At 66.6% G+C, this 14,193-nt stretch carries 12 protein-coding genes; 5 read left to right on the forward strand and 7 right to left on the reverse strand.

Annotated elements, in window-relative coordinates:
• Positions 1 to 14: 14 nt before the first annotated feature.
• Positions 15 to 1,193, forward strand: coding sequence for a hypothetical protein (locus BC102111_RS17580; RefSeq protein WP_141236329.1), 1,179 nt, complete (start codon positions 15 to 17; stop codon positions 1,191 to 1,193).
• A 78-nt stretch (positions 1,194 to 1,271) separates the two neighbouring features.
• Here BC102111_RS17580 and BC102111_RS12685 read toward each other — a convergent pair whose 3' ends face one another.
• From BC102111_RS12685 to BC102111_RS12705, 5 genes are all read right to left on the reverse strand, one after another.
• On the reverse strand, positions 1,272 to 2,996 hold the full coding sequence (locus BC102111_RS12685; RefSeq protein ID WP_095375642.1) for a class I adenylate-forming enzyme family protein: 1,725 nt from the start codon (positions 2,994 to 2,996) through the stop codon (positions 1,272 to 1,274).
• A gap of 114 nt (positions 2,997 to 3,110) precedes the next feature.
• A complete protein-coding gene (locus BC102111_RS12690) occupies positions 3,111 to 4,277 on the reverse strand; it encodes an acyl-CoA dehydrogenase family protein (protein WP_101624510.1) in 1,167 nt (388 codons plus the stop codon).
• A 120-nt stretch (positions 4,278 to 4,397) separates the two neighbouring features.
• Positions 4,398 to 5,240 carry a fumarylacetoacetate hydrolase family protein gene (locus BC102111_RS12695; RefSeq protein ID WP_095375644.1) on the reverse strand — a complete coding sequence of 281 codons (843 nt, stop codon included), beginning with the start codon at positions 5,238 to 5,240 and terminating at the stop codon, positions 4,398 to 4,400.
• Between the two features lie 44 nt (positions 5,241 to 5,284).
• Positions 5,285 to 6,163, reverse strand: a complete 879-nt coding sequence (locus BC102111_RS12700) for a VOC family protein (protein ID WP_009374718.1) — start codon at positions 6,161 to 6,163, stop codon at positions 5,285 to 5,287.
• 106 nt (positions 6,164 to 6,269) lie between these two features.
• A complete protein-coding gene (locus tag BC102111_RS12705) occupies positions 6,270 to 7,235 on the reverse strand; it encodes an AraC family transcriptional regulator (RefSeq protein ID WP_176472436.1) in 966 nt (321 codons plus the stop codon).
• A gap of 155 nt (positions 7,236 to 7,390) precedes the next feature.
• Here BC102111_RS12705 and BC102111_RS12710 point away from each other — a divergent pair, with 155 nt between their 5' ends.
• From BC102111_RS12710 to ligD, 4 genes are all read left to right on the forward strand, one after another.
• A complete protein-coding gene (locus BC102111_RS12710) occupies positions 7,391 to 9,280 on the forward strand; it encodes an FAD-dependent oxidoreductase (protein WP_101624511.1) in 1,890 nt (629 codons plus the stop codon).
• Positions 9,277 to 10,356, forward strand: a complete 1,080-nt coding sequence (locus tag BC102111_RS12715) for a maleylacetate reductase (RefSeq protein ID WP_095375647.1) — start codon at positions 9,277 to 9,279, stop codon at positions 10,354 to 10,356. Before BC102111_RS12710 ends, BC102111_RS12715 begins: the two co-directional genes overlap by 4 nt.
• Before the next feature lie 55 nt (positions 10,357 to 10,411).
• Positions 10,412 to 11,308: a hydroxyquinol 1,2-dioxygenase gene (locus BC102111_RS12720; protein WP_009374722.1), complete on the forward strand. Its 897-nt coding sequence runs from the start codon at positions 10,412 to 10,414 to the stop codon at positions 11,306 to 11,308.
• Between the two features lie 78 nt (positions 11,309 to 11,386).
• Positions 11,387 to 12,298, forward strand: coding sequence for a non-homologous end-joining DNA ligase (ligD, locus tag BC102111_RS12725; RefSeq protein ID WP_095375648.1), 912 nt, complete (start codon positions 11,387 to 11,389; stop codon positions 12,296 to 12,298).
• A gap of 6 nt (positions 12,299 to 12,304) precedes the next feature.
• On the opposite strand, the gene BC102111_RS12730 is transcribed toward ligD, so the two are convergent.
• Together BC102111_RS12730 and pdxA are read right to left on the reverse strand one after the other, a co-directional pair.
• Entirely contained in the window at positions 12,305 to 13,030 is a 726-nt protein-coding gene (locus tag BC102111_RS12730; RefSeq protein ID WP_095375649.1) for a DeoR/GlpR family DNA-binding transcription regulator, read from the reverse strand.
• A gap of 65 nt (positions 13,031 to 13,095) precedes the next feature.
• The gene (gene pdxA / locus BC102111_RS12735) at positions 13,096 to 14,142 is read right to left on the reverse strand and encodes a 4-hydroxythreonine-4-phosphate dehydrogenase PdxA (RefSeq protein WP_095375650.1); all 1,047 of its coding nucleotides are present in this window, start codon (positions 14,140 to 14,142) and stop codon (positions 13,096 to 13,098) included.
• Positions 14,143 to 14,193: the final 51 nt, after the last annotated feature.

A 14,193-nucleotide genomic window follows, 5' to 3' on the forward strand; every position in this document is an offset into this window, starting at 1 on the left:
AAGGGAGTCAGGAAATGTCCCTGCGTTCGGCAACGGATACGAGCCGCCAGAAGGAAGACAATAGATTCGACCGTCCTCGACGCGGATTCCTTAAAGATTTTGCATTGATCCTCATCGCTATTTCGATTGTAACACTTTCAATTACGTCAATACCGCCGTTTCTGTACTCCGTCTTTTCCGGCAAATTCTTCCTCGCAACTCTGTTCGACTGGAACGTGTTTATTTCCAGCCCTTTTAGGGCTGAAGGCGACGGATTTCAAGGAGTCTCTGCCGTAGTCCTTGCCGCTGGTTTAACATTATTTGCTGTGGCGGTGAAGCAATCCGAGAGGCAACTCCAAGGCGAAGTGCTGGAGACGGAGAGTATTACTAAATGTGCACGAGTGATTAACTCGTGCTTTTCTTTCTTTTTTCTGTTGCAATTGCTGGCAGTGTTAATGCTTAAAATTCTCGGCGCGTCGTTTGAGGTTAATCCTAATTCGTTGATTGTGGGTATTTTTGGATTTCTAGTTTCCGCGGCGGTGGCGAGCTTGTTGAGCGCAGGACGCGCCCGGGTTAGGGACTCGCTGGTATACAACAAGAACTATAGAAGCGAGCTGGTGGCAATGGAGGCCGGAAGGAAATCGGTGTATCGTGCCAGCAACCCATATCCCGCGGTAGTCGGTCAGATCCTAATTTCCACCGCCGTGGTCGGGTCTATTGCAGTGATGGCCGGTGTCCCGGTTTATGCAGTGCTGGTTGGGGCTATCTTAACTGTTACTTACGGCGCTTTTTCTTTATGTCTGTTTGTTCGAAATGGGATATCGAAGTGGTCAACTTCCACCTTTTCAAAGTTGAATCGAGGAAACTTCTATTTTTTAAGTGTGCTGTTGTGGTTGGCCACCGTTTTGACGCCTGCTGTGATTGTATCCGAACTTTCTTTAAACTTAGGTTCTTATAGCAAGTCCAGCGCAGCGACGGCTGTTACCGTTATGGTAATTGTCATTCTATCGGCTTCGGCGATTTACATTAGGAGGTCTGGTCGGTTCGGTGACCTCGTTTACGCGCGACAGGGTAGACAGATCTCCGAAGCTATCGTTGGGCTAGACAAAGCCATTGGTGGCCAGAGAAACTGGTTGAGTCCAGTCGGCGGCGGTCGAGTTTGTGAGTTGGATCGCAAGCGGCTAAGCACTACGAAGGTTTGGCGATCATGTTGATATCGACCTTACCCTCAAGCGCTTGCTAACCGTTGTTGATAGTTTTGATAATTGTATGTGACTTGGTGTCTGGGCTATTCACCCGAGTTTGTTCCGCGCCGCTGCGGCGGCCTCCGCCGCCTCCGCGCGGATCGTGCGGCGTAGGATCTTGCCCGAACTCGTCTTCGGCAACTCGTCGATGAACGCCACCTGGTGGGGTGCCTTGAAGGAGGCGAGCCGCTCGCGGCAGTAGGCGATGATCTCCTCGGCGGTCGCCTCGGCGCCGGGTTGCAGGGTGACGAATGCGGCGACGTCCTCCCCGCGATACTCGTCGGGGATCCCGACGACCGCAGCCTCCTGGACGGCCGGATGGGTATAGAGGACATCCTCGACCTCACGCGGCCACACCTTGTAGCCCGAGGCGTTGATCATGTCCTTCTTCCGGTCGACGATGAAGAGCCAGCCGTGCTCGTTCATGTATCCGACGTCGCCGGTGCGCAGCTCGCCGCCGGGCAGGTTCTCGTCGGTGGCCGCAGGATTGTTGATGTATTCCGACACGACCTCCGGACCCGAGATCGCGACCTCACCGACCTCCCCGGGGCCGACTGGGTTGCCGAAGTCATCGAGGATGCGGATCATCGTGTCCGGCTGGGGCAGACCGCACGAGAGGTTCCCGCTGTCGGGATCGACAGGAGCCTGCAGACCCGCAGGCACAGCGGCCGCCTGACCGACCGTCTCCGTGAGGCCGTACCCCTGACCGATGGCGACCCCGAATCTCTCCTCGAACTTCCGCACGAGCCCCTCAGGCAGGGGCGCGCCGCCGGACATCACACGCTTGAACGAAGCGAAGTGGTCCGGTGTGACCGCCGGGTGGGCGAGCATCGCCGTGAACACCGTGGCGGGCCCGGCCATGTACGTCGGCCGTTCATTGACGAGCAGGTCGAGGAACGACGAGGGCTCGAACCGATAGTTGGGGATGAGCCTCGCGCCCCCTGAGACGCCGGCGATGAAGAGGCAGATGAACCCGGTGATGTGGAAGACCGGGGCGAGGGTGAGGTAGCCGTCGCCGGGCTCGAAGAGCGGATTGCGAACGTTGTAGCGCGAGTTGCTCGACACCGACGCGTGCGACCCCGACGCCCCCTTCGACCGACCCGAGGTGCCCGAGGTGTAGACGACGATCGACTCGTCCTCCGGAGCCGGATCAGCGGGGATGACGCCGGTGGCGAGATGCGTTTCGACGACCGCCTGGAAATCGGGGCCGCCGAGGTCGTCGCCGGCCTCCGGATCCCCGCTCACCCCAGGCGTTCCAGGAAGTCCGTCGAACATTCCGAAGATCGACTCCGGGCCGGTGACCTGGTAGCCGCGGTCGTCGGCGAGGACGACCGTGGGGATCGACTCCGCATACGGCTTCACCCGATCGAGGTAGGCCGCCTTCGAGACGACGAGGGCCTGGATATCGGCATCGGCGAAGACGTGCTCGAGCTCCCCGCGGTACATCGGGTTGAGGGGAACGACGACACCGCCGGCCTTCCAGATCCCGTAGGTCGCGATCATGAACGCCGGCGTGTTCTGGTCGTAGATCCCGACCCGGTCCCCGCGCCCGATGCCCTGCTCGGACAGATACGCGGCGAACGCCGTCGAGTCCCGATCGAAGTCGTTCCATGTCGGCTCGTAGCCGTAGTAGCTCACCGCGGTCTTCTCGCCGCGGGCGGCGACGGTCGCCGCGAGGTCTCGCAAAGGTGTCGAGGTCTCCAGGGTGTGGGGTATCGGGGCGATGTCGCCCCACGTCTGCAGCCACGGGCGGGCGTCGAACCATGAGCTCATTGCGTCACTTCCTCCAGCGTCGTCGGTGGGGGTGCGTCGTCGGGAAGTCTGCGCTGACCCTCCGAGTGAACATTCGTTCAGTGGTTCTCACCCTATTCACCCGGGGCGAGGGAGTCAACGGTGTCGGTGCCGCTGAGCGATGTCGCGCCCGATGAGCTCCTTCATCACCTCATTGGCGCCGCCGAAGATCGCCTGGATCCGGTTGTCCTTGAAGGCGCGGGCGATGGGGTATTCGAGCATGTAGCCGTAGCCTCCGAAGAGCTGCAGGCATCGGTCGATGACCTCGATCGAGAGGTCGGAGCCGAGGTACTTCGCCTTCGCCGCATCGACCGCGGTGAGCTCGCCGGCGTTGAGGGCGAGTGCGCAGCGATCGACGAAGGCTTCGAGGGCGTCGACGCGGGTCTCGAGCTCGGCGAGTTCGAACCGGGTGTTCTGGAAGTCGCCGATCGTCTGCCCGAAGGCCGGGCGCGAGAAGACGTACTCGCCGGTCCATTCGAGGGCCGCGCGTGCCGTGGCGAGCGTTCCCGACCCGATGAGGAGGCGCTCGGTGGGCAGGTTGACCATGAGGTGGACGAAGCCCCCGTCGAGCTCCCCGAGCAGTTCATCGGCGGGGACACGGACATCGGTGAAGGAGAGCTCCGCGGTGTCCTGGGCCTCGAGGCCGAGCTTCGCCAGCTTGCGTCCGCGCTCGAATCCCTGGGTGTCGGCGTCGACGATGAACAGCGAAGTCCCGCGCGCGGCCTTGACGTCGGGGTTCGTGCGAGCGACGACGATGACGAAGTCGGCGTGGTGGCCGTTGGTGATGAACGTCTTCGCGCCGTTGATCACCCATTCGTCACCGTCGCGGACCGCCTTCGTCGTGATCCCCTGGAGGTCGGAGCCGGCGCCAGGCTCGGTCATCGCGATCGCCCCGATCATCGCCCCCGAGGCCAGACCGGTGAGGTACTTCTCCTTCTGGGCCTGCGTCCCGAAGGCCATGAGGTAGCCGGGGACGATGCCGTCGGAGACGCCCCATCCGCCGGTCACCCCGCCGACGCCTCGGCGGGCGATCTCCTCGGACCGAACCATCTCGAACCGGAAGTCCGCTACTCCGGCACCCCCGAACTCCTCGGGGATGGCCAGGCCGATGACGCCCGCCTCGGCGGCCTTGACCCACATCCCACGATCGACGAGGTGGTTCTCCTCCCACTCCTCGACGTGGGGGACGACCTCACGGTCGAGGAAAGCCGCGACGGTCGCGCGGAAGGCTTCGTGGTCGTCGTCGTACAGGTTCCGCTTCACTGAGTCCGTCCTCCGAGGGTGCCGGATCGCAGGCCTTCGGCATCCTCGCCGAGGCGGTGACCGCGATCACTGATCGTTCGTTCAGTCTCGCACCGGGGTCGGGGACGGTCAAGCGGCGGCTCAGCCGGTGAATTCCTGCCGGATCTCACCGATGCCCTCGATCGTGGAGACGAGGACCTGACCGGGCTGAAGGAGCTTCGGCGGTTCGCGGGTGAACCCGACGCCCGAGGGGGTGCCGGAGTAGATGACATCGCCGGGGGAGAGGGTGAGGATGCGGGAGAGGCTCTCGACGAGGGCGGGGACGTCGAAGATCATCTGGCTCGTGCGGCCGGACTGGACGACCTCATCGTCGAGCGTGCAGGTGATCGCGAGGTCGTCGCGATCGGGCAGCTCGTCGGGCGTGACGAGCCACGGCCCCTGCGGTGAGTAACCGGGGAAAGACTTGCCGAGACCGAACTGCGGGGCCGGACCCTCAAGCTGGGTGGTCCGTTCGGAGATGTCCTGGCCGACGGTGACACCGGCGACGTAGTCCCAGCCGGTGCCCGTCGGGATGTCATGGGCTTCGCGCCCGATGACGATGACGAGTTCGGCCTCCCAGTCGTTGCGGCCCTCGGGCACGAGGGCCACCGTCGTGTACGGCCCGGTGATCGAGGACTGGAACTTCGGGAACACCGGCGGCAGCGAGTCGGGTCGGTCGAAGCCGCTCTCAGTCACGTGTTCGTCGTAGTTGAGGCCGACCCCCATCGACTGCAGGGGTCTTGGCGAGACCGCCCCGAGCTGCTTGGGGTCGATTCTCACGGTCTCCCCGGCGGCATCGGGTGCCCAGGCGAGGAAGTCGTCCCACTGGTCGTAGACGTCCTGGATGTCGGGGCCGAAGCGGCCCTCGCTGGCGGTCGCGACGTCGATGCCCTCACTGTCGGAGGTGAGGATGACGGCGCGGGAGCTGTGATTGGCGAGTCTCATGGTTGTCCTTGTCTGTCAGTGGTGGGGTGGGTGGGAGGAGGGCCTCAGCGGTCGACGTTGGCGACCCCGTGATCGAGGATGCCGGGAGGCACCTGGCCGTCCCACTGGTTGATCCAGTAGAGGTCGTCGGGATCCCAGTGCCTGGCCGGCCGGCCCTTGTCGCGGATCGTCTCCATGTCGCAGTAGTACTCGATGACCGTGCCGTTGGGTTCGACGTAGTAGACGGCGACGTTGTCGCCGGCACCATGGCGCACCGGTCCCCATGCCAGCCGGGCACCGCGACGTGCCAGGCGATCGCCGAGGCGCATGAGGTCGAAGACGTTGCCTGCCTGCCAGGCGTGGTGGTGGATCCCGGTCTTGTTCGAGGTGAAGATCGCGATGCCGTGGTGATCGTTGTTGCAGCGCATGAAGAAGTTCTCATTGCCGATCTGGTCGGAGACGACGAAGCCGAAGACGTCGTGGAGGAAGTCGCGCTGCGTGAGGGCATCCCGAACCTGGATGTTCGTGTGTCCGAGGCGGTCCGGAGCGCTCGATCCGCGCTTGAGCATGCTGTAGTCGAGCTTCTCGGTGTAGATCTGCCATGTGAAGCCCTCAGGGCCGACGAAGGCGAAGCCCTCTTCGATGTGGTCTTCGATCGGCTGCTCGGAGATGACCTGGTAGCCGCCGCGGGCGACCTTCTCGCGGATCGCCTCGAGTTCGGCGGTGCTGTCGACGATGAGCCCGGTGTGGTCGAGGGCGTCCTTGTCCGACTGGGTGTAGACGATCTCGTGGTGTTTGTTCTGTGCCGTGAGGAACGCCTTCTTCCCCGACGAATCCGACTCGACGAGCCCGAAGACGTCGATCGCGTTCGTCAGTGTTGCGCCGAGGTCGCGGGTGTGCAGGGAGACGTACCCGATCTCCGAGACTGATCCTTCTGCCGACATGGTCCACTCCTCTTCGAGTCAATAAATCATAATGATTATGCTCAATACGATAGCAGTGAATCCCGGACAATCAAGGGTGCGGTTGCGGATGTGCTCGAACTCGACGTTACGAAGGCAGGCTGACCAGGGCTTTCCGGTCCCGCAGAGGGCTTGAGCCGAAGCGGTGCCGGTAGCTGCGGGAGAACTGCGCCTGCGAGCGGAATCCGCTGGCAGCGGCGACCTCGGCCATGCTCATCTCCTGGGCACGTGGGTCGGCGAGCAGGTCCCGAGCCGTCTCGAGTCGGTAGGTGAGCACTGTCTGCGGCACGCTGTGGCCCGCCTCGGCGAAGAGTCGTGAGAGGTGGCGTTCGGAGAGTCCAACGCGCCGGGCGATCCGGGAGGCCGTGAGTCCGGGATCGCGGTGGTGCTCGCTGATGAGCGCTCGCGCCTCGTCGAGAGCTCCGGCGTCTCCCGTGGCATCGGTGAGCAGGGTGGCGAGCAGGTCGAGCATCCGCTCGTCGAGGCGGGAGCCTCCGCGCAGTCCGCGGGCCGCCAGGGCATCGGCGATGTGGGCGAACTCGCGGCCTGCGGCATCGCGGGGCGACTCGTGCCCGGTGACGAGCGGGGTCGGTCGACGCCACGAGGCCGCGCCGGTGAGCTCGAGGAGCGATTCGCGGGGAAGCCTGACGACGATCTCATCGACTCCGGTGCTCAGTTCGCGGGTGAACGAAGTGTCTCCGCTCACGACGACACCGCGCCCGGGGCCGATCTCGAGCCGTCCGAAGCGGTGGGAGAATCTGCTCGACCCGGTCAGCGGCAGGTAGACGAGTGCCCCGGAGACCGGGTGGGCGGCGATGTCGGCCGACTCCCGCCGGACCGTATGCGGGCTTCCCGTGACCCTGGCGATGCGCATCCGCGGCAGCTCGAGCGTCGAGGTCTGCGCGCGGAACCGCGCGCCCACAGCGTGTTCGGTGCGCAGGCCCACGAGCGTCGAGGCGTGGTACGCCTCCCAGCCCTCGACCCGCTGGTGCGCAGGCACGGACCCGGTCGAGAACCGTGCGAGCACGCTCCCTGTCTCAGCTCCTGCAGACATGGACACCATGGTAGACGCCGGAGTGTGACGCCGCTCTCACGTTTTTGACGATTTCGGCCACGATCGCCTCGGCGGGGTGACGGGGAGCACCCCACCTGCCACGCTCGGTCTCAGTTGTCCTGTTCCACCGCAGCAGCAAGACAAGGAGCACCATCATGGTCATCTTCAACGACGGCGTCGCAGAGACCGCGACCCCCGACGGCGATGCCGTCGACACCGACGTCCTCATCGTCGGCTCGGGACCGGCCGGAGCCTCCGCCGCACTCTTCCTCTCGACCCTCGGCGTCGACAACGTCATGATCACGAAGTACCGCTGGACGGCGAACACCCCACGCGCCCACATCACCAATCAGCGGACGATGGAGATCTTCCGCGACGTCGGCATCGAGGATCAGGTGCTCGCCGAGGCGACCCCGTACGAGATGATCGGCGACACCGTCTTCTGCACCTCGATCGCCGGGGAGGAGATCGGACGCATCCTCACGTGGGGCAACCATCCGGCCCGGCACGCCGACTACGAACTCGCCTCGCCCTCCCTCAACTGCGACATCCCGCAGACCTACCTCGAGCCGATCCTCGTGAAGAACGCGACGATGCGAGGGACGCAGACCCGCTTCTCCACCGAGTACCTCTCCCACGTCCAGCATCCCGACCACGTCGACGTCACCGTCCTCGACCGACTGACCGGTCGCACCCAGCTCATCCGCGCGAAGTACCTCATCGGCGCCGACGGAGCCCGGTCGAAGGTCGCCGCCGACATCGACCTGCCGATGGTCGGGGAGATGGACATCGCCGGGTCGATGAACATCACGTTCACAGCCGACCTCGAGAAGCTCGTCGGTCACCGTCCCTCTGTCCTCTACTGGGTGATCCAACCCGGCTCGAACATCGGCGGGATCGGTGCGGGGCTCGTGCGCATGGTCAGGCCGTGGAACGAATGGCTCATCGTCTGGGGCTTCGACATCACCCAGGGGGTGCCGGAGGTCACCGAGGCCGACGCCCTCGAGATCGTGCGCAACCTCATCGGCGACCCCGAACTCGACGCCGAGATCACCGGCATCTCCCTGTGGGGAAACAACGAGCAGTGCGCCTCCCGCCTGCAGTCGGGGCGCGTCTTCTGCGCCGGCGACGCCGTGCACAAGCACCCGCCGTCGAACGGCTTGGGATCGAACACCTCGATCCAGGACTCCTACAACCTCGCATGGAAGCTCGCGGCGGTGCTGCGCGGCACGGCGGGGGAGGAGCTGCTCGAGACCTACTCGAGCGAACGGGCTCCGGTGGCCCAGCAGATCGTCACCCGCGCCAACCAGTCCGGGCGTGAGTTCGGTGAGCTCTTCGCAGCCCTCGGCCTCGAACCGGGACAGTCCGAGGAGGAGATGACCGCGGCGATCGCCTCCCGCAAGGACGCGACCCCTGCCGGTGCCGAGCGCCGCCGACAGGTCAAAGCGGCGATGGAGCTGAAGAACTACGAGTTCAACGCCCACGGGGTCGAACTCGGGCAGCGCTACGCCTCGACCGCCGTCGTCGCCGACGGGCGCGCGCAGACCCCCAACCCGCGCGACCCCGAGCTCTACTACGAAGCGTGCACGGACCCCGGGGTCCGTCTGCCGCGCGCGTGGGTGGGCAACTGGATCGAGAAGCACTCGACCCACGACCTCGCGCCCTACTCCCGCTTCACCCTCATCACCGGCACCACGGGCGCGGCCTGGGAGGATGCGGCACGTGAGGTGAGCGAGCGCCTCGGCGTCGACGTCGAGACCGTCGTCATCGGACCCGACCGCGACATCACCGACCTCTACTTCGACTGGGACCGGGTGCGCGGCACCGCCGAGGACGGCGCGATCCTCGTCCGTCCCGACAAGCACATCGCGTGGCGGGTCGAGAGCCTTCCCGCCGACCCCGCCGCCGACCTCGAGGCGGCACTCACCGCCGTCCTCTCCCGCAGCGGAAGCTCAGTGCGCACGAGTGCCGCGGACGCCGGTGCTCCGGAGGCGGCAGAGTCTGCCGCCGCCGAACAGCTCGAGAAGCAGGAGGAACCGGCATGAGCCTCGACTTCACCCACACGACGCTCGGCCAGCGCGTCGTCTTCGCCCCCGGACAGGCCGCGGCCCGGATCGCCGAGGAGATCGAGCGCCTCGGTGCCGAACGCATCATGGTCATCGTCTCCGGATCCGCCGCCGACAAGGTGAGCGACTTCTCCTCCCACTTCCCAGTCGCGCTGTGGCACCGCGAGGTCGTCATGCACGTCCCCGCCGAGGTGGCCGACCGGGCCGTGGCCGCCGCCCAGGCGGCCGAAATCGACCTCGTCGTCAGCGTCGGCGGGGGATCGGCGACCGGGCTGGCCAAGGCGGTCGCCCTCGAGACCCGGATCCCCATCATCGCCGTGCCCACGACCTTCGCCGGTTCCGAGGCGACGAACGTGTGGGGGAGGACGGAGAACGCCCGCAAACGCACGGGCACCGACGACGCCGTGCTGCCGAGAACCGTCGTCTACGATGCCACCCTGCTCGCCGATCTGCCCCACGACCTCGCCGTGGCCTCCGGGCTCAACGCGCTCGCCCACTGCATCGACTCGATGTGGGCCCCGCGAGCCGACCCGATCAACCGTGCGCTCGCCCTCGAGGGAATCCGGGCACTGACCCTCGGGCTTCCCCAACTCGACCCCGACGGCGAGGACCTCACCGGCCTCGAGGACACCCTCTACGGTGCCTACCTCGCCGCCGTGGCCTTCGCCTCGGCGGGGTCGGGCATGCACCACAAGATCGCCCACGTCCTCGGCGGCACCTTCGACCTCCCTCATGCCCAGACCCATGCCACCCTGCTTCCCTACGTCCTCGCCTTCAACGCCCCGGCCGTCCCCGAGGCCGAGACCCGCATGGCCAAGGCCTTCGGGGCGCCGACCGCCGTCGCCGGACTCGAACGCCTCCGTGAGGCCGTCGGTGCCCCGCGGGCCCTGTCCGGGCTCGGCTTCACCGAGGCCGACATCGCCGAGGCGGTCGATCTGTCCCTGGACGCGATCCCCGAGGACAACCCGCGGGCAGTGACGAAGGAGAACCTCACCGCCCTGCTCACCGCGGCCCTCCGCGGTGACGAACCGACGTCCGCTGCGAAGAGAGCCTGATGCGAACCCGCTGCGGCGCACAGCACGAGCGCCGCCGAAACGAAGGAGCGACACCATGACCAGCACCACCCCTTCGAACCTCACTCCCGAAGAGGTCGAGCAGCGCCTGACCGAGACGGTCATCGCCTCGTTCTCAGGCACCTCCGACGAGCGGCTCAAGGAGCTCATGACCTCCCTCGTCACCCACCTCCACGGCTTCATCCGCGACGTGCGGCTGACCGAGGAGGAATGGAACCAGGCGATCGCCTTCCTCACCGCCGTCGGCCATATCACCGATGACCGCAGGCAGGAATTCATCCTCCTCTCCGACGTCCTCGGGGCGTCGATGCAGACGATCAACGTGAGCAACACTCCGTACAAGGACGCGACCGAGGCCACGGTGTTCGGCCCGTTCTTCGTCGACGACGCCCCGCGCATCGACAACGGCGGCGACATCGCCGGCGGGGGAGTGGGGCAGCCGGCCTGGGTCGAGGGCGTCGTCCGGGACACGGACGGCAACCCGGTGCCAGGAGCGCGGATCGAGGTGTGGGAGGCCGACGAGGACGGCCTCTACGACGTCCAGCACGATGACGAGCGCGTCTACGGACGCGCCCATCTCTTCTCCGAGGACGACGGATCGTTCCGGTTCTGGGGACTCACCCCCACCCCGTATCCCATCCCCGACGACGGCCCGGTCGGCGCACTGCTGGCGGCCACCGGCCGGTCGCCGATGCGCGCGAGTCACCTCCACTTCATGGTCACCGCCCCCGGACTGCGCACACTCGTCACCCACATCTTCGTCACCGGCGACGAACTGCTCGCCACCGACTCGGTGTTCGGCGTCAAGGAGTCGCTCATCAAGGACTTCGAACAGCAGGAGCCGGGGACGCCGACGCCCGACGGGCGCGATCTCGGCGACGCCTCATGGTCGCGGGCCCGCTTCGACATCGTCCTCGCCCCCGAAGGAGCGTGACCCGGCACGTGGGGTTGCCAGGGAGGCCGCGAGCGCGAATACTGCGAGGCACGGTGACTCGGCGACAGAGGAGCGGTGATGGGCGAGACGGTGCGGATCGCACAGGTGAGGATCGACCACGCGGACAAGGTGCTCTTCGGCCCTGACGGCCCACCGGTGACGAAGGCCGATCTCGCCCGGTACTGTGCCGACATCGCCGAGGCGATGCTGCCTCACACCCGGGGCCGGCCGATCTCGATGGAGCGCTTCCCCCACGGCATCGACGGGGAATCGTTCTTTGAGAAGCGGGCACCCGCGTACCTCCCTGACTTCGTCCACCGGGTGCGGGTCGATGTCGAGACCGAGCACCGCAGCCAGGACCAGGTGGCCATCGACAACACGCAGACGCTCGTCTATCTTGCCGACCAGGCGTGCCTGACTCCGCACACGTGGCTCTCGACCGCGGCCGACCTCGAGCGGCCCGACCAGCTCCTCGTCGACCTCGACCCGACTGTGCCGGGACTTGAGGCGGTGCGCCGGGCGACGACGATGGTCGGGAACCTCTGCGAGGACCTCGGACTCACGGCCTTCGTCAAGACGACCGGGTCCCGCGGCTACCACGCCATGATTCCCCTGCGCCCCGACCACGACTTCGACGCCGTCCGCGACTTCGCCCACCGCTTCGCCGAGGTCCTCGTCGCCCGCGACCGCGACCTGCTCACCACAGCGGCGCGCAAAGCGAAGCGGGGTGACCGGGTCTACCTCGACGTCGCCCGCAACGCGTACGCGCAGACGGCCGTGCCGCCCTTCGCGGTGCGCGCGCGTCCGGGAGCGCCGGTGTCGATGCCGATCACCTGGGACGAGGTGGACACCGTCGCACCGCAGGAGTTCACGATCGCCTCCGCCGCCCGGCGCGTGAAGACCCACGGCGATCCGTGGGCGGGCATCGCCCGGCACCGGCAGGGCCTGAGCAGGGCGATGGAAAGGCTCGAGCGGCTGAGCGGCACCTGAGCCCCCTCAGCCGGTCGTGCCTCCACCCGTCTCGTCGATCCAGATCCATCCTGCGGGCATCGGTGCCCACGCTGCGACCTCACGGCGGTCCTTCGACGAGTCGGCGAGGACGACGACCTGCCGGGCGCGTTCGGCGATGAGCTCCTTCGTCCGCGCTTCGGCCAGAGTTGGCTCACCGAGGCCGACGGCCGGGTCGACGGCGTCGGCGCCGAGGAAGGCGAAGTCGACGTGGATCCGGGACAGGGCATGGTCGGAGAGCGCTCCCGTCGTGCCGTGCGACATCGTCGAGACCTCGCCGCCGACCATGACGACCGTCGGGCCCTCGGGGTGGGCGAGGGTGAGGGCGATCTCAAGCCCGCGGGTGATGACGGTGAGGTCGCTGCGATCGCGGATGCGCTCGGCCAGGCGCACCGTCGTCGACCCAGCGTCGAGGAAGACCGTGCGCACGCTCGGGTCGGTGAGACGGTCCGCCGCGGCCGCCGCGATCACGTCCTTCGCCTCGGCGTTGAGTTCCATCCGCTCACCGAGAGGAGGTTCGACGTAGCCGGCGGCAGCAGCTCCGCCGATCGTGCGGATGACCTCTCCGGCCTCGGCCATCTCCCGCAGGTCCCGCCGGATCGTCGACTCCGAGGTCCTGAGTTCGGCGGCCAGGCGCGGAATCGACCAGGACCCGGTCTTGAGCAGGGACATGATGTCGTCACGTCGCCGCTGCGTGCCCGTGCGGATCGCCATCGCGCACCCCTCCCTTCTCGTTCGCCCTCACCTCGGCAGGTCGGTGAAACCTGCCGCGGACTCTGTCACTTCGGCAGGTACTCCGCGCGGATCCCGTCGACGAAGGGAGCGTAGCCGATCGCTGCCCGGTAGGCCGAGCGCATCGTGCCCGCGTCGGCCAGTCCCTGCCCGGCGATGTCGAATGCGGTGCCGTGATCGACCGAGGTGCGCAGGATCGGCAGGCCCACGGTGACCGAGATCGTCCCGTCGAAGTCGTAGGTCTTCGCGGCGATGTGGCCCTGATCGTGGTACTGCGAGAGGATCCCGTCGAAGCGTCCGCTCAGCCCCTGATGGAAGACGGAGTCGGCGGGGATGGGGCCGGCGACGTCGAAGCCGCGGGAGGCGTTGACCGCCTCGACGGCGGGGCGGAGGATCTCGATCTCCTCATCCCCGAACGCCCCGTTCTCCCCGCCGTGCGGGTTGAGGGCGGCGACGGCGAGCCGGGGCTCGGTCACCCCGTAGAGCTGAAGGGCGCGGTGGGCGCGTTCGATCGAGTCGACCTGCGTCTCGACCGTGAGCGCGTCGATGGCCCGCCGCAGGGACATGTGCCGCGTGGCGAAGAAGATCTGGAGCCTGTGATCGGGGATCTTCGTGTCCTCGACGACGAACATCGTGTCCTGCTTCGTCACCCCGGTGAGCTCACCGAGCATCTCCGTGTGCCCGAGGTGGACCGACCCCGACTCCCACACGGCCTCCTTGTTGATCGGGCCGGTGACGATGCCGGCGATCTCCTCGTCCATCGCCGCCTTCGTCGCGACTTCGATCGCCGTCACCGCCGCTCGTCCCGCGCGGGCGTCGACGACGCCCCAGTCGGGCAGATCGTCACCGAGGACGCCTAAGTCGAAGACGTCGATGACGCCTTCCCCCGCCGAGGCGGTCGACCAGTCGCTCACGGCCCGCAGTTCGACGTCGAGTCCGAGGACGTCGACGGCGCGCCGCATGACCGCGAGGTCGGCGACGGCGATGCCGTGCTGGTCGCCCTGCCCGGCGAATTCGGCGAGCACCTGTGCGGTGATCTCGGGACCGATCCCGACGGGGTCTCCGACGGTGACGGCGAGGACGGGTGCGGACATGTCATGCTCCTTCTCTGGGGGCGAAAGGGGTGAGAGGTCGGGTGGACGGGG

Source organism: Brevibacterium casei CIP 102111, assembly GCF_900169275.1.
Classification (GTDB): domain Bacteria; phylum Actinomycetota; class Actinomycetes; order Actinomycetales; family Brevibacteriaceae; genus Brevibacterium; species Brevibacterium casei.